This is a genomic window from Acidovorax sp. SUPP950, assembly GCF_030158935.1.
Lineage (GTDB): Bacteria > Pseudomonadota > Gammaproteobacteria > Burkholderiales > Burkholderiaceae_C > Paracidovorax.
In genome coordinates, this window is the sequence record NZ_BQXE01000007.1 from 59,975 (window position 1) to 84,026 (window position 24,052).

The window sequence follows — 24,052 nt, forward strand, 5'->3', positions numbered from 1 at the left end:
GCTATGGCAGAAAATACTTTCGCCCTCAACAAGGACGCCCTCAAGGACAGGGCGAACGCCCAGATGGACAGAGTCCTAGAGGACTCAGGTTACTCACTTCGCCAGAAGCTGGCACTGACCTGCCGCATTCTTTTCGAGAACGGTCATGACTCAGGACTGGCGGGGCAGATCACCACTCGAGCTGGTGTGCATGGCACCTACCTTACTCAGCGACTGGGCATGGGTTTCGACGAAATTACCGAAGACAACCTGCTGGAGGTCGACGAAGACCTTAATGTGTTTGTGGGCGACGGCATGGCCAATCCCGCAAATCGCTTCCACTCGTGGGTCTATCGCGCGCGGCCAGACGTCAACTGCATCGTTCATACGCATGCGCTGCACTCGGCGGCCTTGAGCATGCTCGAAGTGCCGCTGGAGGTCTCGCACATGGATAACTGCGTGCTATACGACGACGTTGCATTCGTTCCGAAGTGGCCGGGCGTGCCAGTGGGCAACGAAGAGGGTGAACTGATTGCAACTGCACTGGGCAGCAAACGCACGCTCATGCTCTCGCACCACGGCTTGCTGATTGCTGCGGAAAGCGTGGAAGCCGCCTGCGTGCTCGCGATCGCGTTCGAACGGGCTGCGAAGATGCAACTGCTGGCCGCGGCTGCTGGAGCAATTCAGCCGATCGATCCGGCACTGGGTCGCGAAGCGCATGACTGGATCTTGCGCCCCAAACGCAATGAGGCGGCCTTCGCGTATTACGCGCGTCGCACGCTGAAGACCGGCCGTCATTCTGACTGTCTGAATCCGCGCTGAGGCGCGATAGCGCTAACAACTATCCATTTCTCGTTCCGTCCACAGCCAGGTTTCTCGGGTTGCGGATTTCCTTTTCCCTCAACATCAGAAAGTCATCATGAATGTTCATTTCAAAGGCATCATTTCCTATCCGGTTACGCCGTTCGATAAGTCGGGCGCCGTGGACCTTCCGGCTGTGCGCGGCCTCGTCGACCGTCTGGTCGCCGGTGGTTCCCACGGCATCGCCCCTCTGGGTAGCACTGGAGAAAGCGCTTACCTGGATGACTCGGAGTGGGATGCTGTCGCCGAAACTTCGGTCCAGCAAGTCAACAAGCGACTCCCGGTCATCGTGGGTATCTCGGACCTGACGACGCGCAATGCGGTTCGCAAGGCCAAGTTTGCGGAAGCCGCTGGCGCCGACGCGGTGATGGTGCTGCCGGTGTCGTACTGGAAGCTGTCGGAGGAAGAGATCTTCCGCCACTACGCCACGATCTCGGAGGCCGTGGGCGTACCGCTCATGGTCTACAACAACCCGGCCACCAGCGGCGTGGACATGAAGCCCGAACTTATCGTGAAGATCGTCAAAGAGATCGATAACGCGACGATGGTCAAAGAAAGCTCTGGCGACATCCAGCGCATGCACACATTGCGACAACTCGATGCGGGCATTCCGTTCTTCAATGGCAGCAACCCGCTGGCGCTCGAAGCCTTCGCAGCGGGCGCAGTCGGCTGGTGCACGGCCGCGCCGTGCGTGATTCCCGAATGGCCGAAAGCGCTTTACGACACATGCGCAGCAGGGGACATGGATGGCGCGCGCGAAGTGTTCTACAACCAGTTGCCAATCTTGCGCTTCATTCTGCAGGGTGGCCTGCCCACAACGATCAAAGCGGGATTGGGTCTGCGTGGTTTCGAGGCCGGCGTCCCGCGCTCGCCTCTGCAAGGGCTGAGTAAGGACGGCGTCAAGACGCTGGAAGGCTTGCTCAAGACAATTGACGCGAGACAACTGTCGAAGAAATGAGCGCAGGCCAACGGGCTTGAACAACGAGGAAGCCGGGGAGCGTTGTGGTTGAATGAGCTGCAGCGCCTGTCTGACGCCGGTGACTGAGGGGCTCACAAACCATCTTGACAGCGGGCATAGCGATGCAGATGCGGCAGCGCTCCAGCCTCACGTTGCCCTGAGTTGTTCGCGCAGTGCGTTGCCCAAAATCATGATTTCGCTGAGAGATGATCCTTTTGGCGCGGCATGCCAAGCTGTGTGGACCATGTTGCCCGAGGCACGAGAGCTTCACAACATCGTCGTAAAGTCGCTTCTGTTGCCTTGCGCATGTACGGATCGCCGCAAGGACGTACAGCAGATTCCGTGCTTCGTCGGTTTCCATCTGAGACGGCTTACACTTTCTGTGATTCCGTGCATCTCCGGTGATGCCGGACCGTGCTCTTGTGTCGGGTAGCAGCGGCTGCCGCCGCACCGTAAGAACCGTACGTGCAGGTCGCCCCGCATACGGCTCAAGCCCTTCTTCAGCACCATGGACTGGCACCGGGCCAACGACGAGCTGGACGCGACCACGACGAGTAGCGTATGAAAAATTCCTCTTGTCAGCCGTGGCTGCGCTGATGTCGGCTCCCTTGCTTCTGCAAGCTTGCGACAAGACGCAGCCAATCGAAACCGTTGAATCACTGTTGGCCGATCCCGAGCGCCTGAAACTGCTGCGTGAACAATGCAAGGCAGACCGGGCAAAGGTTGGCAAGGAGCTGTGTGATCGAGTGGCGATCGCCTCCAACCGTCGGTTCTTTGGCGACGGCAAGGCGCCGCGCCCCGCACCCGAGTAACCGCCGCACTTCCGAGCCAGCGCAGGAAGCCAGACGCTGCGCCGATAAGGAGGGCCAAAACGCAAATGTGAGACTCAACTCATCCCTGCATAGGCGTTGCGAACCTCGATCGGCGAGAGAACTCATGCATGCGAACTATCGCAAAGCGCGGCAAAAGTCAAAGCAAGAATTGCCGCGAGCGCCCCGACTGCGCATGTGCCACGCCAATCGAAAAATGAAAATGCAACACCTCCCAAAGCAGCACCGATCGCACCGCCGAGCAACATCGTTGAGATAAATACAGTGTTGAGACGACTTTGCGCCTGCGCGTCCAGCGCAAGCACTCGGGCTTGATTGGCGACCTGAGATGATTGCACGCCGACATCCATCACCAAAACACCTGCAGCAAGTACCCACAGATTGCCTGGAACGATGATCATCAGTGCGAAGGCGATGACAACCAGGACAGCGCCGATGCAAATTACTGTGCGATGACTTCTGCGGTCTGCAAGGAGACCTGCGGCGGGCGCGACAGCAACACCGGCAGCGCCAATCAAGGCCATAAGGCCTGCGGCCGAAGGACCAAATTGATAGCTTTCACTGGCAAACAAAAGCGCGAGGTTTGCCCAGAAAGCAAGAAAGGCCGCGAAGATGGATGCTTGAATGAGGATGGCTGCTCTCAATGCCCGATGCATGGTCAATAGCGACCAGAGTGAAGCGATCAGTTCACCATAGCTGACTGAGACGGTAGGTTCAACCCTGGGAAGCGTTTTCGTAAAGACCCCCGCCATTGCGAACATTGCGCCACCGGCAATCAGGAACATGGTTCTCCAACCCCACCATTCAGTGACATTGCCGCTGACTGCCCTCGACAACAGGATGCCGAGAAGGATGCCTCCGGTAACAAAACCAAGCGTTCTACCCTTGGAGGCAGGAGGCGCAATGTGAACCGAGAGCGGGATGATCTGTTGGGCAACGGTGGAGAAAAGGCCGATAGAGAAACTCGCCATGACCATCAACCACAGTCCCATAGCCACTGATGCTCCAACCAAAGCAAGTGCAAGCGCAATGGTGGTCAGAACGATCAGTGAGCGGCGTTCAAATTTATCACCCAGCGGCGCAAGGAAAATGACACCCAAGGTGTTTCCGACCAAAGCGGCCACCGGAATGGCGGTGACGACGGCTGGCGCGACTCGCAGCTCGCCGGCAAGCTCGGCGAGCATAGGTTGGCAATAGTATGGATTGGCGACTGCCAACCCCGCCCCGCCCGCAAGGATCAATATGAGTTTTCCGTCCAACGAACCTGCACTACGGCTTTGGTCTTTGCTGGCAACTGGGCCCTCACTCATTTCTGTAGGCGCCATGATTTTGAATGTTGAGCTTGTAGGCGTTTCAAGATCCGGCCAATCTTCATGTGGACGCGCTGGTGTTGGCTCATGGTTTCCCGTGCGTTGTTGCTTGTGCGTTACGATCTGCAGCGGACTGTGAACCACCATCACTGCTGAAAACGGATGGAAGAGATTGATCACGAAGTGTTTACGTGTATTCCATTCCAATTCAGCAGAGGTGGCAGCGGTTTAAGCCTTGACACCGATTCGGCGCAAACGTCGGCAATGTGCGAAGTCAATTCGCGCCGCCTTCCCCTGCCGATGGCCAGTAATGGGTGTCTGGCGTAGCCCGAGCGCCAAAGATGGCTTGCCCAACGCGTACGACGGTCGCACCTTCTTCGATTGCGATCTCGTAGTCGCCGGACATTCCCATCGACAATTCGTCCAGCAAGATACCTTTTGGCGACTCCTGTCGAAGCCGATCACGCACACCACGCAGGAGTGCGAAGCACTCGCGCACCCGGTCGGCTTCTGCCGAAAGCACCGCGAGTGTCATCAGACCGCGCACACGCAATGCCGAGAAGACCGGCATCTGCCGCAGGAATTCAGCCACTTCATTCGGCGGCAGCCCGTACTTACCGCTTTCTCCCGACGTATTGACCTGCACAAAGACATCCAGCCCACGTCCCTCGGCTTGCAGGCGCCGTTCCAGGGCCTCAGCTACCCGCAAGCTGTCGAGCGCCTGGAATTCACTGGCGAAGCGCGCCACCAGCTTGGCCTTGTTGGTTTGCAAATGCCCAATCACCGACCAACGCAGATCGGTCAAATCTTGCATTGCCTCCCACTTGCGACATGCCTCCTGCGGCTTGTTCTCGCCCAGCGAGCGGCAACCGGCAGCGTAGGCCAGACGCAGGCTCGCTTCGGACTTGGTCTTGCTGACAGGCAGCAAGCGCACACCAGCAGGATCGCGCCCGACACGTTGGCAGGCCGCCGCCATGCGTGCATGAACCACCGTAAGGTTGTTGCGGAAGTCTTCCACCGTCTCAGCCTGCGGCCAGCGTCCATGCCGGTCATGCAGCGTTGAAGTTTCAAGCAAAAGTTCAGTAGTCATGACGAGATTCGTCCTATGGACCCGTATCGACCATTGGATTTCATGTCCTTTCAGTACGGTGTATTATTGTCCTATGCCAAACTCTAACATGTCCTAGATCATTATGAAAATTGTTGGCAAGACAGCAGCAGAGATCTTTGACAGCATCCGTGCATTGACACTGGCGGGCTCATTCAAGCCAGGCCAAGAGCTACCCACGACCCGCGATCTGGCTGCAACCTTGGACGTGAACCGCAACACGGTGTCCATGGCTTACAAGCGCCTGGCAGCATCCGGAATTGCGATTTCGAAAGGCCGTCTAGGCACCGTCATTCGTGAACAGCTCGACCCAGGTGAGCAGGAGGGTTTCTTGCCTGGCTCGCCATTGGCAGATCTGGGCAGCGGCAACCCGAATCCAGCATGGCTGCCTGACATCACCGCAGCCCTGGCGCACAGGACTTACCGTTCGCGTCTGTATGGCGAAGCCACGATCGATCCCGAGATGGAAGCCATTGCCAGGAAGCTGCTCAAAGAGGACTGTCCGGAGCAGTTCGAGGTAAGTCTGACAAGCGGTGCCGTCGATGCGATCGAACGCCTGCTGACGGCATATCTCGTTGCGGGCGACAAGGTCGCGGTTGAAGACCCGTGTTTCATCGGCAGCGTCAACACGCTGCGTATCGCTGGACTGCAAGCGGTAGGAGTGCCTATGGATGCGCAGGGTCTGAGCGTCGAAGGACTACAGCAGGCGTTGGCCCAGGGCGTACGGGCCGTTATCGTGACGCCGCGCGCCCACAACCCGACGGGGTGCAACTTGAGCGCGGCGCGGGCGCGTAAGCTGCGCGCCGTGCTGGCACGCTACCCCCATGTATTGGTCATATCCGACGATCATTTCTCGCAGTTGGCTGTCGCCGACTACTTCAATGTCATTCCTCCTTTAGCCAAACGCTGGGCTGTAGTCCGTTCGGTGTCCAAGATGTTGGGTCCAGACCTGCGCTGTGCCTTTGTTGCGAGCGACGAGCAGACAGCCCAAAGGCTGCGACTGCGCCTGGCACCTGGCACGAACTGGGTGAGTCACCTTCTACAAGACGCAGTCGTCGCCTGCCTATCCTCACCGGACGTAGCCAACAAGCTTGCCCAGGCACGCAAAGACTATGCACGACGTCGGAAACTATTGGAAGCAGCCCTTGGCTTGCACGAAATCGCAGTCGCGTCGCCAGCGGATGGCCTCAACGTATGGGTCCCACTCCCAGAAGGCAAACAATCCGCCGTGCTGGCGCTAGCTCGAAGGGGATGGCTAGTTCGCGGAGGCGAACCCTTCTCCGTGCAGGCGCCTGCACATGGACTACGCATCACGGTGTCAACCATCGACGAGGCAAGTGCACACGCCTTTGCCAGCGCACTCAGTCACGTGCTGAGTCAGAAGTAGCTGCGGGCGCCGCTAGATGCAAGACGCCGGCATGGATGAGCGCCCATCCTTTATCCGGCTACCAATTAATCACTGGGGAAGCAAAGCCATGAGAGTCCATTTTGTAGTGCACGAGTCGTTCGAAGCACCTGGCGCATTTGCAACCTGGGTCACAGAACGAGGCCATGAAGCCACGTACTCCCGGGTCTACCTGAACGATCCCCTCCCGCCATCGATCGAAAACATCGAGTTGCTGGTTGTCTTGGGAGGTCCGCAATCGCCCTCTACCACAAAGGAAGAGTGTCCGCACTTCGACGCAGCCGCGGAATGTGCCTTGATAGCCCAATTCGTCAACGCAGGCAGGGCGGTCGTTGGCGTATGCCTGGGTTCGCAGTTAATCGGCCAAGCGCTCGGCGCGCAACATGAGCGAAGCCCCGAGAAAGAAATCGGGAAGTTCCCCATCACGCTCACGGCAGAGGGTAGGGTCAATGAAAAATTCTCTCACTTCGGTGAGACCCTGGAGGTTGGTCACTGGCACAACGATATGCCAGGCCTGACCGACAGCGCGAAGATCATTGCCTTCAGCGAAGGCTGCCCGCGCCAGATCATCGAATACGGGGACTTGGTCTACGGCTTCCAATGCCATATGGAATTCACGCCAGACGAGGTTGAATTGTTGATCGAGGCATCTCACCGCGAGTTGGCAGCGCTGACTAACCACCGCTTTGTCCAGCAACCTGCGGCTCTGCGCGCAAACAACTATAGGGCAATGAACCAGAAGCTGTTCGGTTTCCTCGACAAGCTGGTCGCAAGCCTTCAGCTCGGTCCTGTGATCAAAGCTGGGGTGAGCTGACAGCGAAGCGGAGTTCCACCTTTACCCTTAGCTATTGCCCATTCATATCAGGCACAGAAAACATGTACTCAGCAACGTTCATTTTTGCGACAAAGCAACTGGATGGAGACTTTCATCGCCTTGACCAAGACATTGCAGCCACGGCAAAAACGATCCCTGGATATATCGGCGAAGAGACTTGGGAGAACAGCGCCACGGGTCTCACCTTGAACATGTACTACTGGGACTCACTGGAGGCCTTGCAAGAACTCATGAACCATCCCGCGCACTTGAAGGCAAAACGAAAGCAGGCGAATTGGCTCGCAGGCTACCAAGTGGTCATATCCAAGGTCATCAGAATGTACGGTGATGGTCAGCTAAAAGATCGCTTGCCTGTAACGATGGTCAACTGATCCTTCCGCTACTCAAGCATGGTCGAAGGGAGTTCGGTTTCGCGAAGCACCTGCATTCACATTGCAGGCATCCGAAATGGACAAAAGTGCTCCTGATCCAGCCAGGCTGGACACGATCTTCGCGTCGCGACGTCCAGCAGTTAGCGTACGGGTAGTGACCATTGAGTCGAGCGCTTTGAATCAGGCTCATCACTGCGGGCGCCGATCACTGACGTCTGCGCGGCGGGCTTTCCCAGGCGCGGTCGGTTTGAGGCTGGCTTGCTGTGAGCCTCACCGTGATATAGCGCGCTCGCCGTCAAGGTCTTCGCGTGCGCTGCGCGATGGTATCCTGGCTGATCACAAGCATCGATCCGCATGACGACGATCATCGCTTCGGACTGGCCAATCTGAGTCTGGCGTTCTCGGCGCTGGGCTGGATGAGCCTGGCGGAGCTGACCGCTCTGCGTGTTGCCGCTGTGTCTGCCGCTAGTTTCCGTCCCTGCGGTAGGCGCCCGATATCCGTGACATGACTTCATCGAAATCGAAATCGGCACGAAATCTGGACTCGAACTGTCCCTGCTCACCGTCATAGACGAACTCGGCACAGTAGCAGTCGGGTTCGCCTTCGCCGCAGTCGTCGCAGTTGGGATTGCAGTAGGCGATCATCTGATCTGGGGCATCAGCCGGATCGGCTGATGCCATGAGGGCATCGTCTTGGCTCCAATCGCTCACCACAAACCCGCCGCGGGCAAATTCCAACACGTCATCAATGGCGTAAAGATCCCAACCCGTCAGCGCTTGATATGCGGGCCGAAGCACGACGCGTGCGTAGTCGAACCGGTACCCATCGAGGATGCACAGGACCCGCCCTTTCTCTTCAACCAGACTTTGGAATGAAATCGGGCCGTACTGCTGCTCAAGCTGCCGATACCGTTTTGGATCGAGCCGGATGTGCTTGAGTGCGTTGTTGATGCCGTCGATGAGCTCGAACTTTCGATTGCTGAAGCGTGCTCCATTCACACTGAACGTTTGATCGAACTTCCGCACTAGGTCTTTTCTGGTTTCCAGAATCCCATCAACTTTGCGGATCGCCTGGATGTAGTCGACCGCATGCGCAACGAACAGGTTGGCCCCGAACACCTGATGCAGCTCCATTTGGCCAGCGTCGATGTTGGTTTTCAATTGGGTCATCGCTGGCCCAAAGATCGCCTCGATGTATCGGCTGTAGTCTTTACACGCTTGTTCCAGCTCTGGATTGAGGGGGGTCATCATTTGTTGTCGGAATAATTGATTGCACCGACGTTGACGACAGACCAGACCGTGATCCAAGACGCCCGAAATCTACCGAGTGCTGCCGGTCTGCGCGAGTAATCAACCTCGTTGATCTTCCTTCGGAAGTCGCGCTTCGGTTTCCAGCACCAGCTCGCCCGCGCTGCGCTGCAGCGCCCGTGCGATCTTGAACACCAGAGCCAACGTGGGCATGTGCTCGCCGCGCTCGATTTTGCCCATGTGGGAGCGTTCGATACCGGCGAGATGCGCAAGCGTTTCTTGGGCAATGCCGTCCTCGGTGCGAATCGCGCGCACTGCGGCGCCGAAGGCGAGCGCCGGCACGGGACCGAATGTTGTGGCACCGGCAGGCCTTCCTCGCTGTATTCCACGCTTGGCTTGCATGGATCCAAGCGTCGCTGTGCCTGGCTACTAAAACCACGTTAAAGATAACTCTCTTCATTTCATTCGCTATGGTGCGGCCTAGAATTCGTGATCTCGATGCGACAGGAAACATGCCCTCCCGCCGGTCCACAAGCAGGAGCATCCATGCTCCCACCCATGCCCTCATCGGCCGCCCGTTGTCGGCGCGGCCTTGCTCCCGGAGCTTGACGTCCATGGCCTTTCTTAACGAACAGCAGCGCAGCGAAATGCTGGCCAACGGCGCAGCGCGCGCCCGGGGAGATGCCGTTGATCCGATGCCCGTGCTGAAGCTGCACACGCTGGATGCGCATGCGACCTGGCTGCTGGCAGAGCTAGCGGACGATGGGGACACTGCCTACGGGCTGATCGACGTGGGCCTGGGGGTGCCGGAGTTGGGCCACATCCGCCTGTCCGATCTGGCGTCCATAGTCGGGCCGAACGGAATCCCCGTTCGGGCCGATCCGCATTTCAAGCCGCAGCGGACGCTGTCGGCCTATGCGGCCGACGCTGCTCGCGACGGTTCTATCAACGACTGACGCGTTTGCTACTGGCGTGTCGGTCTTTGTTTCCGGCACCACGAGCGCGCCGGCAGATCCCCGCCCCCTTGACCGTCAGCCCCGCATCACGGCCTGCAGCAGCAGTAGCCGTTGGAGATAGGCTCCAGCATATTGGCGGGAAGCCCAGGGCAGGCACCCGTCGTTGAACAGGAAACCTTCGCTCGTCGCCCGAGCCGAGAACGCCTTGAGCCTCTCTGCATCGAGGCCGGCATGCAGGTGCGGGAAGGACTCGTACGCCGCCCATTCGTCGGTGATCTGTCCCACCGGCTTGTACCGTCGGTTGACCAGGATCGTGTCGTCCTCACCGAGCTGCTTTGCCGCATAGGGCAGCCAGCACCGCATCTCCCAGTTGACCGTGGTGGCGGCGTAGATCTTGAAGCGTGGCACCGAGAGCAGGCATCTCATGTAGTCGACTGCGAAATCGACCGCGTTGTGTGCTGAGATGAACTGATGGGAAAGATCGGCCACCGATTGGCGCGCTGCGTCCACCCGCGGTGTGCGACTGTGCGCGGGAAGCTGCACCTTGTGCAGCGCCAGGCGCATCTCTTCTGAGGTCCGCGAGAAGCGATATGGGGGCGACCCCACGTCCAGCGAGGTCGCGTTCCTCATCAGCAGCGACCAGTTGCGGTGGCCGTTCGCCAACGCGATGTGATCCAGCGCCTGGCTGTGCGTGATGAGTGAGGAGGCTCGGCAAAGCTGCTTGGCCTCGCGTTTGAAGTGCTCGATCTGAGCTTCGGAGAAATAATCAGGCATGTGCGTTCCATAAGTGAGCCGCTGACATTCGATGCGCCCACACATCGAGTCCTGCGGCAGACCCATGAAAGTCAGCCTCACGTCCGCAATGGCTTGCGGACCACGTTGCTGAATCAGCTTCGCCAGCGTGGGCGGGCGGGCCGACGTTGGGCGGCACGGCGCAATTTTAGCAAGTTTCGGCGCAAGCCGTCGCAGCCTAGGGTCGCTTCTCGCGCGAGCACTCGGCGCTTCAAAAGCCATGCCCGGATCCTGATTCGGTGGCAGCTTCCTTTCTCAAAAGGGAGCCGCTTCATGACGACGCGCAACGTTGACGATCTGCCACATGCCCCATGGGGCATATCGGCCGCCTATTTCTATACGTTGGACCTGGATGGTCCCGCGCTGGCGTGGGAGTACCTGCGCCGCAATGCGCGCTACCGGGACGAGTACGAGACAGCGGCGCGACGACGTTCTGTATGGGCTGAACGCTGGGGGTTGCGATGTTGTCGAAGACCCACGGAGGGATGCGCGAAAGGCGCATCCGCAATGGCTCTCGTCACCTGATGAGTTGCTGCAGGTGCGCGCGTCGCGCGCGCCCGATGCGGCATCTGGGTTCGACCTGTGGCGCGTTCCCGGCCGCAAGCGCTTGGCGCTGGGCGGCGGCGATTTGACATTGACTGCCGAACTGCCGGTGCAGCGCCTTCAGTTCTTGTTAGCGGGCGATGTCAAGGATGGCGTGGCTTATGCCTGCGCCGTGCCACTGACTCATCGTCTGCGTGGCCAGCTCGATGGTTTCAATGCACAGGCGCGGGTGTTGGACGGCCACGAGATTGCCGAGGCGCGAGCGCGACCGGCAACCCGCTCTGCGCTGCTGCATCTGCGCGCCCTGCAGGCGCTCGATGCCATGCGTGCCGGCGCATCGCACCGTGACGTTGCCCAAGTCCTGTTTGGGCTCCGTGAGGTTGTGCTGCGCTGGCGAGAGGATGGCGAGCTGCGCGCACAGGTGCGGCATCTGCTGCGACGTGCAGAGGCGTATGTGAACGGTGGCTACCTCGCGTTGGCAGGTGTGCGCCGTACCGCAGCGGAGCGCCCCGGAGACGAACGTCTGCGCTGAATCTCTCCCTGCCCTGATCGGGCTTGGTTCCCGAGACTGCCTCCATCGGGCTGCGAATGGTTTGCGGCCCATCCACCGAGATGGAGGCCTTCATGGCAGTCGGACATTCGATCCCTTCGCGCGGCTTTGCAGCGGCTGCGCCGCAGCCCGCTGCGGCACAACAGGTTCCAGCCGCCGCCGCAAATCCTGAATTCCTGACCACCGACGAAGCGGCCGCGTTCCTGCGGCTGTCGCCTCGCACGCTGGAGAAGCAACGCGTGCTCGGTGGTGGTCCGCGCTTCCGCAAGTTTGGCGCGCGCGTCGTGTACGCCGCCGTGGACCTGCGCGCCTGGGCCGACAGCAACACCTTCGGTATGACCTCCGACCCCGGCTACGTGGTCCGCACTTCGGTTCGCTGATCCTCTTGAGCCGGAGAAAGCTGCGATGTCCAAGCGCCCAGGCGAACGCGAACAGCTTACGCTGTTCCGCGCGCTGCCGGGCGACATGGCGTTGCGCGATGCGCAGGATCTGATGGCCTATCCGTTCTTCAGCCTGGCGAAGTCCCGCCGTAGCGTGCCGATCCTCTTCGAGGCCGGGGGCGTCACTCTCACGGTCGAAGGCGTACCTGAGCACGGCATAGCCACCATCTGGGACGCTGATGTGCTGATCTGGGCGGCGAGCCAGATCGTCCAGGCCAAGAAGGAAGGCATCGCGCCCTCGCGGCTGATGGTGGCCACTCCCTACGAAATCCTGCGCTTTGCGCAGCGCGGCACCGGACGCAGCGACTACCTTGCGCTCAGGGCCGCACTTGACCGCCTGCAGTCCACCACCATCGCCACAACGCTGCGCCAGCGCGAACGCCTGAATGGAGTCCGCCGCACTCACCGCTTCTCATGGATCAACGAATGGAAGGAGTACGTGCGACCCGACGGCAGGTCGGACGGGATCGAGCTGATCCTGGCCGACTGGTTCTTCTCCGGGGTGATGGATGACGCTCTGGTGCTCACGCTGGACCCGACGTACTTTCAGCTCACGGGTGGCATCGAGCGCTGGCTATACCGACTGGTGCGCAAGCATGGCGGCAGGCAGCCAGCCGGATGGCGATTCGACATGCGTCACCTGCACCTGAAGTCCGGTAGTTTGCAGCGCCTGTCCGACTTCGCGCTGCAGGTGCGCGAGCTCGCGCGGCGCCAGTCGCTGCCGGGTTACCGGCTGTCCATCGAGCGTAGTGGTGGCAGCGAATGGCTGCTCTTCCGTCCCGATGCCGCCAGCACGTCGGCGACCCGTTCAAGTGACTTATCCACAACTTCTGTTGAAGAACTTGTGGATTCCGTGTGGACGGGCTCGGTGGATCACCCGCACGACGCTCGGTGGATCGCCCGCAGAAGTATCGGTGAATCGCCCGCACCGACCGGCCGGGAAGCCGCACCCAGCAACGGTTTCGGGACCCCTTAAACATCTAAAGGGATACATAAATGAATAAGACGCGCGTGCGATTCGATGCTGCTCAAAAAAGTGGCGTTGCTGATTTTTTGGGCAGCGAAGACCGCTTTCCAGAAAGGCGAGGAACACCAACCACCCACGTCGGCAAGGTCATCGCCCTGCTGAACCAGAAAGGCGGAGCTGGCAAGACCACGCTCGCCACTCACCTGGCGGGCGAGTTGGCGATGCACGGAAGCCGCGTGACGCTGCTCGATGCTGATCCGCAGGGCTCCGCCCTGGACTGGGCGCAACGCCGCGCTCAAAGCGGCCAGGAACGGCTATACGGGGTGTTCGGATTGTCGAGGGATACGCTTCACAGGGAAGTGCCTGGGATTGCGCTGGACGCAGACTACGTCGTCATTGACGGCCCACCTCGGGTGGCGGCGCTCGCACGCTCCGCGCTGCTGGCTGCCGACCTGGTGCTGATTCCAGTGCAGCCGAGTGCCTACGACGTGTGGGCGACGCAGGAGATGGTTGGCTTGATCGCGGAGGCGAGAGTCTTCCGGCCTGCATTGCGCGCGGCCTTTGTCATCAATCGGCGCGTTGTCGGCACCGTGATCGGGCGCGAGGCCAGGCAGGCGCTGGTCGATCAGCCATTCCCAGCGCTTCAAGCAGAAATCTCGCAGCGCATCGTGTTCGCTGACAGCGTGGCGGCTGGCCGACTGGTGAGCGAAGTGGCGCCGCAGTGTGCAGCCGCGCGCGAAGTTGCGGCGCTCGTGCAAGCGGTGCGGGAGGCGTTGGGATGACAACACCGACACCATCGAAGACGCCGCGTCGGGCGCCCATCGGCCGCAGGCCGGCGGCCGATCCAGCCACGGCCTGGGTGCATCGGGAGAACGTGGACAGTGCGGCTGCTGGACCTGCGAAGGGCCAAGTCTTCACCGCACGCCTGACCATCGACGTGACACCTGCACTACGCGGACGCATCAAGATGATCGCGTTCGGACGCGGCATCACGGCAGCTGACATGCTGCGCGAGTTGCTGGAGCGGGAGTTCTTGGAGGGCAAGGCATGAACACGCCGAATGCAAGACCTGCGTTCACTTCGGAGCAACGGTGGCCGCGGACGGCGCTGCCGACGCGGCCGATCCGCATGAAGGTCTCGCTCGCCTTCGTCGAGCATCGCGTGAACGTCTACCTGCGCTTCGGCAGGCCCGTGCGTGAGATCGTTCTGGACCGCTGGCGGCGCATTGCGGTGCTCGCGCCGGGCACGATCTGCTGCCGCATCAAATGGATCGGCAACGACTATGGCACTGCGCTGTGGCAGCTCTTGGTGCTGCAGGCGCCAATGCCTCTCGACGACATGCAGCGCGTCGCCGGCGTGTCGCCTGGCGCAAGCATCCTGCTGCGCGCCGATGGCGAGCCGCAGGTCAAGGCGGTGCTCGAATCGGTCGACAGCATCGAGGCTGTTGGCGTCGAACCGTGTGATGCTGCGCCGGCCTATTGGCGCACGGTCGGCAACCGGCTGGCAGCGCGTCAGCCGCTGCCGATGTACACGGCGGAGCGTCATGCAGCGCATCTTGTGCGCGGAGCGCTGCGATGACGCCGACCATGACGCGGCGCGCGTTGCTGGTCTGCATGAGCTGTGCTCTGATGGCGCTCGGCGCACCAGTCGTGTGGCAGGTTCACAAGCGCATCGTCTACAACCCGAGTGCCAGCGTCGCACGCGGTTGGTATCGCATCGACCCCATTGAAAAACTTGACCTGCTGCGCGTTGGCAGCATCGTGTTGGCCCGGCTTCCCGACGCCGTGGCTGCAATGGCGGCCCAACGCGGCTATCTCCCTGCGGGCGTACCGATCCTCAAGCGCATCGGCGCAGCAGCTTCGCAGTCGGTGTGCGTCCGGGACCAGGTTGTGCGCATTGATGGCGTAGTCGTGGCAACTGCTCGTTTGCACGATGGCGCACATCGCACTCTGACCCCATGGGCGCAATGTCGCGACCTTGACGAGAACGAACTGTTCTTGCTTAGCGACACGAACCCGGCGTCGTTCGACAGCCGGTATTTCGGTCCCATCGACGCGTCTGCCGTGCTCGGAATTGCGACGCCAGTGTGGACATGGAGCGTACCGTGATGTCGTGCCTAGTTGCTCATCCAGTTGGACACGGTTGTCGCGTTGCACCCGCGTCCTATGGGTCACCGGCCATGTGTACAGGCATGCGCCGAGCCTGCACCGTTCGCGCACCGATTCCGCGCCCGGCCGAAGACCAACCATTCCGCCGAACTGCGGCCGAGACGGTGTTTCGCCCGCATTCCAACGTGCAGGGGGCCAGGTGCCAGCGTGCAGCTTCCGCTGCACCCGCGCTGCCCTGCAGGCTGCGCTGCGCACCCCGTGCGCGGCTGGCGCATGGGCGGTATGGGAGCCGGAGTCGGGAGCGTATGCGGGGGACGGAGGCATTGGGCCAGATAAAGGGGGTGGCACGCCGTGCCCCGCAAAGCCAGTCTGCACGTGGGTTTGTCGCGGCACCGCGAGGGGTCTCGTGTGTGCCTTGCAGACACGGGAATCCGCATGGCTGCGGCGTCTGCCGCGTGCCGTTTGCGATGGCGTGCGCCACGATGCGCTCGGGGTTTCGCCATGGCCAGCCGTGACGATGACCGCTTTCGTGTCAAACCCGCGGCGCCGAAGTCCCGCGCCGGACCACGTTCGCAGCGCTTTATTTCGCAGGTGCTCAAGGAGGTTTCGAAGGCCGGCGCCAAGCGCTCCGGCAAGAACGCCGGTCGGCCCGCCAACACTTTCGGCCGGGGCCGCGTCGCCGCCACCATGGCTGGTCAGCGCTTGGGGGCAAACGCCAGACGCGTCATCATCAAGAGCCGCTTCGTGGTGCTCCGGCGCGCCAGTCCGAAGTCTGTGTCGGTTCACTTGCGCTACATCGAGCGCGACGGCGTCACGCGCGATGGACAGAAGGGCCAGGCCTACGGGCAGGACACCGACGCGGCCGACACCAAGGCCTTCCAGGAGCGTGGCCGTGGCGACCGCCACCAGTTCCGCTTCATCGTCTCGCCGGAAGACGGGCAGGAGCTGGAAGACCTCAAGGGCTTCACCCGCCAGCTCATGCGACGCATGGAGATCGACTTGGAAACCCGACTGGACTGGGTGGCCGTCGACCACTGGGACACTGACAACCCGCACACCCACATCGTGCTGAATGGGCGCACCGCCGGCAAAGAGGATCTGGTGATAGCGCCGGACTACATGGCGCACGGCATGCGCATGCGTGCCAGCGAGATCGCCACAGAGTGGCTGGGGCCGCGTACTGAGGCGGAAATGCGGCACAGCCTGCTGCGCGAAGTGGACCAGCAGCGGCTGACCAGCCTCGACCGGACGTTGATCCGGCAGGCCGGCCCGGACGGCATCGATCTCACAGGCAATCCACCGGATAGGCAGCGCCAGAACGTGCTGCGAGCGCGGCTGCAGCAGCTTGAAGGGATGGGGCTGGTCGAACGGATGGATGCGAACCGGTGGACGCTGCAACCCGGCATGGCGTCCACGCTCAACGCCCTTGGCGAGCGCGAGGACGCCCTGGATACGATGCGCCGCGCACTTAAAGGCCAGCAGCGCGAACTGGTGGTGCATGACGTGGATGGCGCCAGTGATGCGCGCGTCATCGGTCGCATCGCTGGAAAGGGACTGGCCGACGAACTGAACGACCGCGGCTACTTGGTGGTCGATGGCATTGACGGCCGGGCGCATTACTTGAAGCTGGCAACTGGTGCTGATCTGTCCGAGTTGCCGATGCAAGCCATTGTCGAGGCTAAGCTGCCGGGGCAGGAGAAGGCGGTGGATCGCAACGTCCTGACGGAATCAAAGGATGGCATCTACAGCATGGTCAGTCATCTGGCCAAGCTTCAGCACGCTGGAAATCACGATCCGCAGGCTACCGTCGAAATCCATGTGCGCCGGTTGGAATCATTGCGCCGCTCAGGGGTGGTCGAGCGCATCGCCGATGGTGTTTGGAAGATTCCGGCTGACTTGATGCAGAAGGCGCTGCAACACGATGCGCAAACATCTACGGGCCGGGTGATCGAACTGCAGTCGCACCTGCCCATTGAGCAGCAGGTACGCTCCGTCGGGGCGACCTGGCTCGACCGTAATCTGGTGGCCGATGGCGGTATCGTTGCACAGGGCTTCGGTGCGCAGGTGCGCGATGCGATGCAATCCCGCTTGGACTTCCTTACCGAGCGCGGGCTGGCGGAACGCCGAGGCCAGCGCGTGGTCCTTGCGCGTAACTTGCTGGGCACATTGCGCGACCGTGAATTGGCAACTGTTGGCAAATCAATGCAGGACCAGACCGGCCATACCTACCGCCCTCTGCAGGACGGGCAGCGAGCCAGCGGCACCTACAGCAAGTCGATTCAACTCGCCAGCGGGCGCTTCGCCATGCTCGACGATGGCATTGGTTTCAGCTTGGTGCCTTGGCGGCCGGTGATCGAGCAACGGCTGGGTCAGCAGGTCAGCGCCATGGTGCGCGGTTCATCCGTCACCTGGAACCTTGGCAGGCGGCCAGGCCTCTCTATCTGACCGTGGCGTGCGCCAATTGACTGCAGCCAATGCGAGCGTCTGGTCGGCATCGCGGGCGCGACGTCCGATGAGCGCCGGATGCAGCCGAACATTGTTCAAGCGCGGCAATCTCGGCAGACCCGACTTGCCCGTCAGTTCATGCCGCCGTTCCGTGCTCACTGCGTTACAGAGGCTTTCAAAGAGCTACGTCGCGCAACCACCCTTGGTAACTCCGATCATGAGCTACATGCGCAATTCGTAGCACTCGCTACTACACCCACATTTGGCCCTCCTGCGGAACCACGATAGAGCGCTTACGGGCATACGTTTGGCGAGCGTCTTTCAGTGACCGCGCAATCTTGAGCCGAGCGCATAGCAGGCGCCATCGACGGTGCACCGCGTGCTGGAAGGTCGACCAAGCGCACGCTGGCCTATGAATTCTGGTCACATGTATTTCCTGCAGATTTGCAGTGACTAGTCAACGGCTTACTTCCAATTGGATCGCGCCGAGGCCATGGGTACGATGCCGTCAATGCCACTGAGCAGCCGCTGACAGTTGTAGCGTGGTTGCAAACCTACCAAACGTACGATGTGCTGAGTTGTGGTAGATCAGCCATACGCCACCAAGTTGACTCATAGCAACTCATATAATGAGAACCATTCGCAATAATTGATGTTTTTCATAGACGTTATATGTCAGCTGGCAGCACGACGCTCGATGTGGCAATACTCTACAGCGACCACCACCAATGGTTGCGGAGATGGCTGCTGCGCAAGCTCGGCAATCCGGCAGATGCCGCCGATTTGGCACATGACACTTTTGTGCGCGTGCTGGGCAGACCGCACGGAGCGCTAGGCGCGCAGGAGCCGCGTGCCTGGCTGACCACGATCGCTCACGGATTGGCGGTGGACCATGTGCGGCGCCAATCGCTCGAGCGAGCTTACGTGCAGGCGTTAGCCGCTTTACCCGATCAGGAGGCCCCCTCCCCAGAAATCCGCCTTTTGCTGCTTGAGGCACTGGCGCGGATCGATTCGTTATTGGATGGAATGCCGCCCAAGGTGCGCGCCGCCTTCCTGCTCTCCCGCCTGGAGGGCCTAAGCTATCCCGTGATTGCCACCCAACTGGGCGTTTGCCTGAGTTCGGTGGAGAAGTACATGGCCAGTGCGATTCGCCATTGCCTGGCGCTTCGCCCCATGTCCTGATGCGGCGCGTCGGCGTGACTCTGGACGCAGGATCGGCTGATGATGCGGATGCAATTTCTGTCCCCCAGGAAGGGCAGCACGAGCCGGCACTGGAGCCGCTGGAGCAGGCCATCGCCTGGGCCGTTCGCCTCGCATCGGGTACTGTGCCAACGCATGAGCGCGACATTTGCGACGCGTGGCGGCGAGCCAACCCGGTCCACGAGCAGGCCTGGCAGCAGGTGCAATCAGTCGAGCAGGCGTTTCACTCTATCCCAGACGGGGTTGGCCCACTGGCGCTCCACACATTGGCGGCGGCAGAGGACATGCAGGCCAAGGGCAAGAGGCGCCGAGCTGCGGTCAAGCTGCTGGGGTTGGGTGTGATCGGTTCGGCGCTGGGCGCGCTGGCGTTTCGTCTAGCACCGTGGCAACAGCGTTCGGATTACGCCACCGACGTCGGCCAACGCCGCAGCGTCTTGCTGCCGGACGGAACCCGGCTTCAGATGAACACCGGCACGGAGGTCCGCGTGGTGTTCTCAACGCTGCGCCGATTGATCGTGTTGCAGCGGGGTGAGTTGTTCATCGACACCGGCGACGATGCTCCTTCCATCGCCGGTAGGCGGCCATTCTGGGTGGAAACGGTCGAAGCACGATTGGAAGCCATCGGCACTCGGTTCGGCGTGCGTCAGAGCCAAGGCGAGACCCGCCTGCACATGATCCAAGGGCAGGTGGCCGTGCATCTGGCGTCGGGCCATCGGTTCGTCGCCAATGCCGGCGACAGCTTGGTGATTCGCGTTGGCAACGCCACCCCGGTGCGCCGCGCCGATGACCGAAGCTTCGACCCTGCAGGGTGGACACAGGGTGTGCTGGTGGCCAAGCAGATGCGGCTCGATGCTTTCGTGGCCGAACTGTCGCGTTACCAAGAAGCACCGCTGCGCTGCGATCCCGCAGTGGCAAACTTGCGCGTCTCGGGCGTGTTCCAGCTTGAAGGATCCGATCCGGTGGGACAAGCAATAGACGGGCTGACGCGAACGCTCCCCGTGCGAGCGGTCCGCGGACAAGACAATGTGTTAGTCGTAACGGGGCCGCGCTGAGTTTCTCCGAATCTTTACGGGTTTCGGAAGTGCTATTCGGCATACGGGTGAATCACCTCAAGTCGAAAGGATCCCCATCATGTCGCACCCTTGTTCCGCTTCGCCATCCGTCGGCGCTGTGCGCCACAGGCCCGCCTCATTCACTAGACGCCGCACAAGCATGGTCGTCGTCATCCGAAACCTCGTGCTTAGCACGGCCCTCGGCGTCGGATGGTCCGCACCGTGGGCGCATGCACAGGTCGTGGAACCCATGCGCACAAACTTCCACGTGCCGGCCGCCAGCCTGGAGGATGCCCTAAATGCATTCGCCCGGCAGGCCGGCATCACGCTGTCCTTCGATCCAACCATCGTGAGCGGCAGGAAGGCGGCCGCCGTGATCGGGCAGCGCACAGTGGAGGAGGGCCTTGAAGCGCTGCTGTTGGCTCACCGACTGGAGGCAACGCGTACGCCAGGGGGGGCTTATGTCGTGCGCGCGATGCCGGTGCTAGCAGCGGGCGCCACCCTTGCGCCGATCACCGTCACGGCCAACGTCGACAAAGAAATGGCCACCGGGCCCGTCCACGGATACGTCGCCAAGCGCAGTGCGACCGGAACGAAGACGGATTCTCTCCTGGTGGAGACACCGCAGTCGGTCTCCGTGATCACCAGCGACGAACTGGCGGCGCGTGCGGTCAGCAGCATCAAGGAGGCCGTGGGCTACACGGTCGGCGTGACGCCGTCGCCCGCACAAGACTTTCGGGAAGATCTGACGACTTTCCGCGGCTTCCCTTTTGACTGGGCATCCTTCTACCTGGACGGCCTTGCAATGCCATCGACCACTTATGGGGTGAGCACCAGCGAGCCATACGGCATGGAGCGTATCGAGGTCTTGCGAGGGCCCTCGTCGATGCTGTTCGGGCAGAGCTCCACCGGTGGATTGCTCAACATGGTGTCTAAGCGGCCGACATCGGATCCGATTCGAGAGATCCAATTCCAGATCGGCTCACATCAGCGCAGGCAAATCGGAATAGATCTGGCCGGTCCGGTAGGCGAGAGCGGTGAATGGACCTATCGGCTCACGGGACTCGCACGCAGGAGCGACAGCGACATTGATTTCGTCGAAGACAACCGAATATTCTTGGCGCCTGCGTTGACCTGGAAGCCATCGGCGGCAACCTCGCTGACCCTGCTGGCGAGCACCATGGCCGACGATCTGGGCCACAGTGGCGGAACGTCCGCCTTTCTGCCTGCGTCAGGTATCGAACTGCCCAATCCGAGCGGCACCATTGCCCGCAACACCAACGGAGGTGAGCCCAGCTTCGACTATTACAAGAAGAAGCAGCACTCGGTAGGCTATGAATTTGAGCATCGATTCGACGGCGATTGGGAGTTCCGCCAGAACGCGCGCTGGCGCAAGGTCGATGTGGACTACCAGACTGCCTATGGACTGGGGCTGCTGACCAGCGATACATCGCGCCGTATGTTGAGGCGGGGTGCCTTTGGCTCGTTCGGCAACGCTGAGTCGACCGCTATCGACAACCAGTTGCAGAAAGAATGGACAGGAATGGGCGCCAAGCACACCACGCTCGTCGGGCTGGACTATCGTTCCACCAAGTTGGACGAGCTGCGGTACTTCGGCTTCTCCTCGCCCGGCATCGATATCTTCGCGCCGGTCTACGGCACCACTTTCGCGCTTCCTGCAACGCCTGACACCGATCAGAAGACCGCCGCACGGCAACTGGGCCTGTATCTGCAGAATCAAGCGAAATTCGGTCAACACTGGCTGCTTACTCTAGGTGCGCGCTGGGATACGGCGAAGCACGAGATCGACGACCGGCTCGAGTCGCGGATCACCACCATTTCGGAGAAGAAGACGACCGGACGAGTCGGGCTGACCTACCTGTTCGACAACGGTGTTGCTCCCTACGCGAGCATCGCTACCTCGTTCACCCCGACCCTCGATCCAAACAACTACGGCGCGCCGTTCAAGGCGCGTACAGGCAAGCAGCACGAGGTCGGGGTTAAGTACCAGCCACCGGGCAGCAACAGCCTCTACACCGTCGCCGTGTTCGACCTCAAGCAGCGGAACGTGCTCACGGCCGATCCCGATCAGGTCAATCATCCGTTCGGCCAGGTCCAGACAGGTGCTTATCGCTCCCGCGGCCTTGAGTTGGAAGCGAAGACGGAACTCTCCAAGTCGCTCAACGTGATGGCCGCGTACACGTATATCGATGCCAAAGTCGCTGAGAGCAACAACGGCAACGTCGGCAACACGCCTAAGGGCATCCCGCGCCACACGGCCTCCGCCTGGGCCGACTACAAAGTCCGTGGCGGCAGCCTGAACGGGCTCGGATTCGGCGTCGGCGCGCGCTACGTCGGCAAGCGTCCGAGTGCCGACGCGCCGGGCTTCTACATGGTTCCGGCTTTCACCATTTTGGATGCAGCGATGAGCTATGAACTCGATTCTTGGCGGCTTGCCCTGAACGTTGGCAACCTCACGAACAAAGTCACCTACGACTGCTGGCTTACGCGGTGTTGGTACGGTCCGGGCCGCAGCCTGAAGGCCACGGCCACGCTGCGCTGGTGAGCACCATGCGCACGCCGAGACAGCAGCGCCTGCGGCAGTGGACCTGGGCGCACAAATGGAGCAGCCTCGTCTGCACCGTCTTCGTACTGCTGATGTGCCTGACGGGTTTGCCACTCATCTTCTATCACGAGCTCTCGGGGCTGCTCGGGCTCGGGATCCATCCACCGCCAGTGGCTCAAGGCTCGCCAAAGGCCGACCTTGATCGGGTGATTGGCGCTGCCCGTGAGCGCCAGCCCGGGATGGTCGTTCAGTTCCTGGCGCGTGAGCTCGACGATGACACGTTCTGGTATGTGACCATGGGCAGCGCGCCTCACGCCACGCAGGGACGCAAGTCGGTGGCGGTAGATGCGCATACCGCGCAGGTGCTGGCCGAGCCGCGTTTCACCGAAGGCTTTCTTTGGCTGATGTACAAGTTGCATACGGACTTTTATCTGGGACTCACAGGCAAACTCTTTCTGGGATTCATGGGTATTTTGCTGCTGGTCGCTTTGGTTTCTGGGGTGGTGCTCTACGCACCGGTCATGCGTGGGCGCGATTTTGGTACGGTGAGGCAGGAGCGGTCATCGCGCATCCAATGGCTAGACCTACACAATCTGTTAGGTATCGTCACGGTGACATGGGCGCTAGTAGTCGGCGCCACGGGCGTCGTCAACACTTGGGCCGACCTCTTGATCAAGCTGTATCAGCGAGACGAGCTCGCGCATGCGACGGCGCGTCATGCCCACGAGAGGGCGGTGCCCAACCACCAGCTTGGGTCGTTGCAGAGCGCCGTGAAGCATGCGCAGGGGGCCGTGCCGGGGATGACGCTGGCGTTCGTCGCCTTTCCGGGTACAGACTTCACTAGCCCGCATCACTACGGCGTTTTCTTGCGAGGTGATGAACCGCTGACATCGCGCTTAGTGAAGCCGGTTCTGGTGGATGCATCGACTACCGAAGTGACGGACAGTCCCGATCTGCCATGGTATCTGACCGCACTAGCGCTGTCGCAGCCCCTGCACTTCGGGGACTACGGCGGTCTGCCGCTCAAAGTGCTCTGGGCGCTGCTGGACTGCATCACCATAGTTGTCCTCGGCAGTGGTCTATTTCTGTGATGGCGCAAACACGTCGCAAACAGGCGGCGAGCAATACAAAGGACGTCCGTGCCATGAGCGTTTTTCGCATCCCTGTACTACTGGCGGCTTGTAGCGCCGCAGGCCTGGTGGTCGGCCTAGTTGCAGATGGACTGTGGGATGTTGGGTCTTGGTGCATGCTGGCGCCGCCAGTTTGGTTGAGCGCGCATGGATTGCAGAGGCTAGTGAGGAAAAATGCACGTGCATCAATGTCTGGCATGCGAGACCAATGACGGCGTTGAAGAACGAGTCAGCCGTGTACCGACGCTGCTACAGACGCCGATGCTGACCACTCCAAACCTCTGCTACCCAGTTTCACAGTTTCCACGAACGGCGAAGCAGCGAACGGCTTGCTCCTCGTGTAAACGAGAGATTAGATCGCGCGACGAATGCACGCGAGTTTGCTGGATGACAAGAAT

The 24,052-nt window shown here is 61.1% G+C and carries 25 protein-coding genes and 1 pseudogene; 21 read left to right on the forward strand and 5 right to left on the reverse strand.

All coding sequences use genetic code 11. The annotated features are described in order from the left end of the window. Positions 1–3: 3 nt before the first annotated feature. From AVME950_RS21095 to AVME950_RS21105, 3 genes are all read left to right on the forward strand, one after another. Positions 4–801, forward strand: a complete 798-nt coding sequence (locus AVME950_RS21095) for an aldolase (RefSeq protein ID WP_284431302.1) — start codon at positions 4–6, stop codon at positions 799–801. A 97-nt stretch (positions 802–898) separates the two neighbouring features. After that, the gene (locus tag AVME950_RS21100; RefSeq protein ID WP_284431303.1) at positions 899–1,798 is read left to right on the forward strand and encodes a dihydrodipicolinate synthase family protein; all 900 of its coding nucleotides are present in this window, start codon (positions 899–901) and stop codon (positions 1,796–1,798) included. A gap of 584 nt (positions 1,799–2,382) precedes the next feature. After that, the gene (locus AVME950_RS21105) at positions 2,383–2,610 is read left to right on the forward strand and encodes an EexN family lipoprotein (protein WP_284431304.1); all 228 of its coding nucleotides are present in this window, start codon (positions 2,383–2,385) and stop codon (positions 2,608–2,610) included. A gap of 122 nt (positions 2,611–2,732) precedes the next feature. Here AVME950_RS21105 and AVME950_RS21110 read toward each other — a convergent pair whose 3' ends face one another. Continuing rightward, positions 2,733–4,118, reverse strand: coding sequence for an MFS transporter (locus tag AVME950_RS21110; protein WP_284431305.1), 1,386 nt, complete (start codon positions 4,116–4,118; stop codon positions 2,733–2,735). Positions 4,119–4,212: 94 nt separating this feature from the next. Continuing rightward, entirely contained in the window at positions 4,213–5,028 is an 816-nt protein-coding gene (locus AVME950_RS21115) for a YggS family pyridoxal phosphate-dependent enzyme (RefSeq protein WP_284431306.1), read from the reverse strand. Between the two features lie 103 nt (positions 5,029–5,131). Between AVME950_RS21115 and ptsJ the strand changes: the two genes are divergently transcribed. The 4 genes from ptsJ to AVME950_RS24330 all read left to right on the forward strand — a co-directional run bounded on the left by ptsJ (position 5,132) and on the right by AVME950_RS24330 (position 8,166). After that, a complete protein-coding gene (gene ptsJ, locus AVME950_RS21120; RefSeq protein WP_284431307.1) occupies positions 5,132–6,433 on the forward strand; it encodes a MocR-like B6 salvage transcription factor PtsJ in 1,302 nt (433 codons plus the stop codon). Between the two features lie 31 nt (positions 6,434–6,464). Then, positions 6,465–7,265 (forward strand): type 1 glutamine amidotransferase, encoded by an 801-nt coding sequence (locus AVME950_RS21125; RefSeq protein ID WP_284431308.1) that lies wholly within the window; start codon positions 6,465–6,467, stop codon positions 7,263–7,265. Between the two features lie 62 nt (positions 7,266–7,327). Then, positions 7,328–7,657 (forward strand): antibiotic biosynthesis monooxygenase family protein, encoded by a 330-nt coding sequence (locus tag AVME950_RS21130; protein WP_284431309.1) that lies wholly within the window; start codon positions 7,328–7,330, stop codon positions 7,655–7,657. Between the two features lie 320 nt (positions 7,658–7,977). After that, positions 7,978–8,166, forward strand: coding sequence for a DUF2958 domain-containing protein (locus AVME950_RS24330; protein ID WP_349817245.1), 189 nt, complete (start codon positions 7,978–7,980; stop codon positions 8,164–8,166). Here the strand turns inward: AVME950_RS24330 and AVME950_RS21135 are convergent. Both AVME950_RS21135 and AVME950_RS21140 read right to left on the reverse strand, forming a co-directional pair. Beyond that, on the reverse strand, positions 8,123–8,908 hold the full coding sequence (locus AVME950_RS21135; RefSeq protein WP_284431310.1) for a hypothetical protein: 786 nt from the start codon (positions 8,906–8,908) through the stop codon (positions 8,123–8,125). The genes AVME950_RS24330 and AVME950_RS21135 overlap by 44 nt on opposite strands. Before the next feature lie 99 nt (positions 8,909–9,007). Continuing rightward, positions 9,008–9,307, reverse strand: coding sequence for a helix-turn-helix domain-containing protein (locus AVME950_RS21140; RefSeq protein ID WP_284431311.1), 300 nt, complete (start codon positions 9,305–9,307; stop codon positions 9,008–9,010). A 212-nt stretch (positions 9,308–9,519) separates the two neighbouring features. Here AVME950_RS21140 and AVME950_RS21145 point away from each other — a divergent pair, with 212 nt between their 5' ends. Continuing rightward, on the forward strand, positions 9,520–9,861 hold the full coding sequence (locus AVME950_RS21145; RefSeq protein ID WP_284431312.1) for a DUF2958 domain-containing protein: 342 nt from the start codon (positions 9,520–9,522) through the stop codon (positions 9,859–9,861). Between the two features lie 75 nt (positions 9,862–9,936). Here AVME950_RS21145 and AVME950_RS21150 read toward each other — a convergent pair whose 3' ends face one another. Then, a complete protein-coding gene (locus tag AVME950_RS21150) occupies positions 9,937–10,635 on the reverse strand; it encodes a P-loop NTPase family protein (RefSeq protein WP_284431313.1) in 699 nt (232 codons plus the stop codon). Between the two features lie 291 nt (positions 10,636–10,926). On the opposite strand from AVME950_RS21150, the gene AVME950_RS21155 reads away from it, so the two are divergent. The 13 genes and pseudogenes from AVME950_RS21155 to AVME950_RS21215 all read left to right on the forward strand — a co-directional run bounded on the left by AVME950_RS21155 (position 10,927) and on the right by AVME950_RS21215 (position 23,615). Further along, entirely contained in the window at positions 10,927–11,178 is a 252-nt protein-coding gene (locus tag AVME950_RS21155; protein ID WP_284431314.1) for a transcriptional regulator domain-containing protein, read from the forward strand. Positions 11,179–11,191: 13 nt separating this feature from the next. Then, positions 11,192–11,728 carry a DNA -binding domain-containing protein gene (locus tag AVME950_RS21160; protein WP_284431401.1) on the forward strand — a complete coding sequence of 179 codons (537 nt, stop codon included), beginning with the start codon at positions 11,192–11,194 and terminating at the stop codon, positions 11,726–11,728. A gap of 92 nt (positions 11,729–11,820) precedes the next feature. Beyond that, entirely contained in the window at positions 11,821–12,126 is a 306-nt protein-coding gene (locus AVME950_RS21165; RefSeq protein ID WP_284431315.1) for a helix-turn-helix transcriptional regulator, read from the forward strand. Between the two features lie 25 nt (positions 12,127–12,151). After that, a pseudogene (locus AVME950_RS21170) lies at positions 12,152–12,967 on the forward strand (replication initiator protein A); the annotation flags it as partial. A 215-nt stretch (positions 12,968–13,182) separates the two neighbouring features. Then, complete coding sequence (gene parA, locus AVME950_RS21175; protein WP_284431316.1) at positions 13,183–13,935, forward strand: ParA family partition ATPase; 753 nt, start codon at positions 13,183–13,185, stop codon at positions 13,933–13,935. Further along, positions 13,932–14,204 (forward strand): chromosome partitioning protein ParB, encoded by a 273-nt coding sequence (locus AVME950_RS21180; RefSeq protein ID WP_284431317.1) that lies wholly within the window; start codon positions 13,932–13,934, stop codon positions 14,202–14,204. The genes parA and AVME950_RS21180 overlap by 4 nt, the downstream gene beginning before the upstream one ends. After that, a complete protein-coding gene (locus AVME950_RS21185) occupies positions 14,201–14,731 on the forward strand; it encodes a DUF2840 domain-containing protein (protein WP_284431318.1) in 531 nt (176 codons plus the stop codon). The genes AVME950_RS21180 and AVME950_RS21185 overlap by 4 nt, the downstream gene beginning before the upstream one ends. After that, positions 14,728–15,261 (forward strand): S26 family signal peptidase, encoded by a 534-nt coding sequence (locus AVME950_RS21190; protein ID WP_284431319.1) that lies wholly within the window; start codon positions 14,728–14,730, stop codon positions 15,259–15,261. The genes AVME950_RS21185 and AVME950_RS21190 overlap by 4 nt, the downstream gene beginning before the upstream one ends. Before the next feature lie 501 nt (positions 15,262–15,762). Further along, positions 15,763–17,706 carry a DUF3363 domain-containing protein gene (locus tag AVME950_RS21195; protein WP_284431320.1) on the forward strand — a complete coding sequence of 648 codons (1,944 nt, stop codon included), beginning with the start codon at positions 15,763–15,765 and terminating at the stop codon, positions 17,704–17,706. Positions 17,707–18,378: 672 nt separating this feature from the next. Beyond that, positions 18,379–18,888: a sigma-70 family RNA polymerase sigma factor gene (locus AVME950_RS21200; protein ID WP_284431321.1), complete on the forward strand. Its 510-nt coding sequence runs from the start codon at positions 18,379–18,381 to the stop codon at positions 18,886–18,888. A 14-nt stretch (positions 18,889–18,902) separates the two neighbouring features. Then, positions 18,903–19,958, forward strand: coding sequence for a FecR domain-containing protein (locus tag AVME950_RS21205; RefSeq protein ID WP_284431322.1), 1,056 nt, complete (start codon positions 18,903–18,905; stop codon positions 19,956–19,958). A gap of 160 nt (positions 19,959–20,118) precedes the next feature. Further along, a complete protein-coding gene (locus tag AVME950_RS21210; RefSeq protein WP_284431323.1) occupies positions 20,119–22,524 on the forward strand; it encodes a TonB-dependent siderophore receptor in 2,406 nt (801 codons plus the stop codon). Between the two features lie 5 nt (positions 22,525–22,529). Beyond that, complete coding sequence (locus AVME950_RS21215; protein WP_284431402.1) at positions 22,530–23,615, forward strand: PepSY-associated TM helix domain-containing protein; 1,086 nt, start codon at positions 22,530–22,532, stop codon at positions 23,613–23,615. The last annotated feature ends 437 nt before the right edge of the window (positions 23,616–24,052 follow it).

Coding starts and splice junctions, on each gene's coding strand:
- AVME950_RS21185 (WP_284431318.1), top strand. CDS start 14,201: ATGAACACGCCGAATGCAAGACCTGCGTTCACTTCGGAGCAACGGTGG.
- parA (WP_284431316.1), top strand. CDS start 13,183: ATGAATAAGACGCGCGTGCGATTCGATGCTGCTCAAAAAAGTGGCGTT.
- AVME950_RS21200 (WP_284431321.1), top strand. CDS start 18,379: ATGTCAGCTGGCAGCACGACGCTCGATGTGGCAATACTCTACAGCGAC.
- AVME950_RS21150 (WP_284431313.1), bottom strand. CDS start 10,635: ATGCCTGATTATTTCTCCGAAGCTCAGATCGAGCACTTCAAACGCGAG.
- AVME950_RS21155 (WP_284431314.1), top strand. CDS start 10,927: ATGACGACGCGCAACGTTGACGATCTGCCACATGCCCCATGGGGCATA.
- AVME950_RS21215 (WP_284431402.1), top strand. CDS start 22,530: ATGCGCACGCCGAGACAGCAGCGCCTGCGGCAGTGGACCTGGGCGCAC.
- AVME950_RS21095 (WP_284431302.1), top strand. CDS start 4: ATGGCAGAAAATACTTTCGCCCTCAACAAGGACGCCCTCAAGGACAGG.
- AVME950_RS21125 (WP_284431308.1), top strand. CDS start 6,465: ATGGATGAGCGCCCATCCTTTATCCGGCTACCAATTAATCACTGGGGA.
- AVME950_RS24330 (WP_349817245.1), top strand. CDS start 7,978: ATGGTATCCTGGCTGATCACAAGCATCGATCCGCATGACGACGATCAT.
- AVME950_RS21130 (WP_284431309.1), top strand. CDS start 7,328: ATGTACTCAGCAACGTTCATTTTTGCGACAAAGCAACTGGATGGAGAC.
- AVME950_RS21165 (WP_284431315.1), top strand. CDS start 11,821: ATGGCAGTCGGACATTCGATCCCTTCGCGCGGCTTTGCAGCGGCTGCG.
- AVME950_RS21115 (WP_284431306.1), bottom strand. CDS start 5,028: ATGACTACTGAACTTTTGCTTGAAACTTCAACGCTGCATGACCGGCAT.
- ptsJ (WP_284431307.1), top strand. CDS start 5,132: ATGAAAATTGTTGGCAAGACAGCAGCAGAGATCTTTGACAGCATCCGT.
- AVME950_RS21190 (WP_284431319.1), top strand. CDS start 14,728: ATGACGCCGACCATGACGCGGCGCGCGTTGCTGGTCTGCATGAGCTGT.
- AVME950_RS21135 (WP_284431310.1), bottom strand. CDS start 8,908: ATGATGACCCCCCTCAATCCAGAGCTGGAACAAGCGTGTAAAGACTAC.
- AVME950_RS21100 (WP_284431303.1), top strand. CDS start 899: ATGAATGTTCATTTCAAAGGCATCATTTCCTATCCGGTTACGCCGTTC.
- AVME950_RS21210 (WP_284431323.1), top strand. CDS start 20,119: ATGGTCGTCGTCATCCGAAACCTCGTGCTTAGCACGGCCCTCGGCGTC.
- AVME950_RS21140 (WP_284431311.1), bottom strand. CDS start 9,307: ATGCAAGCCAAGCGTGGAATACAGCGAGGAAGGCCTGCCGGTGCCACA.
- AVME950_RS21180 (WP_284431317.1), top strand. CDS start 13,932: ATGACAACACCGACACCATCGAAGACGCCGCGTCGGGCGCCCATCGGC.
- AVME950_RS21145 (WP_284431312.1), top strand. CDS start 9,520: ATGGCCTTTCTTAACGAACAGCAGCGCAGCGAAATGCTGGCCAACGGC.
- AVME950_RS21195 (WP_284431320.1), top strand. CDS start 15,763: ATGGCCAGCCGTGACGATGACCGCTTTCGTGTCAAACCCGCGGCGCCG.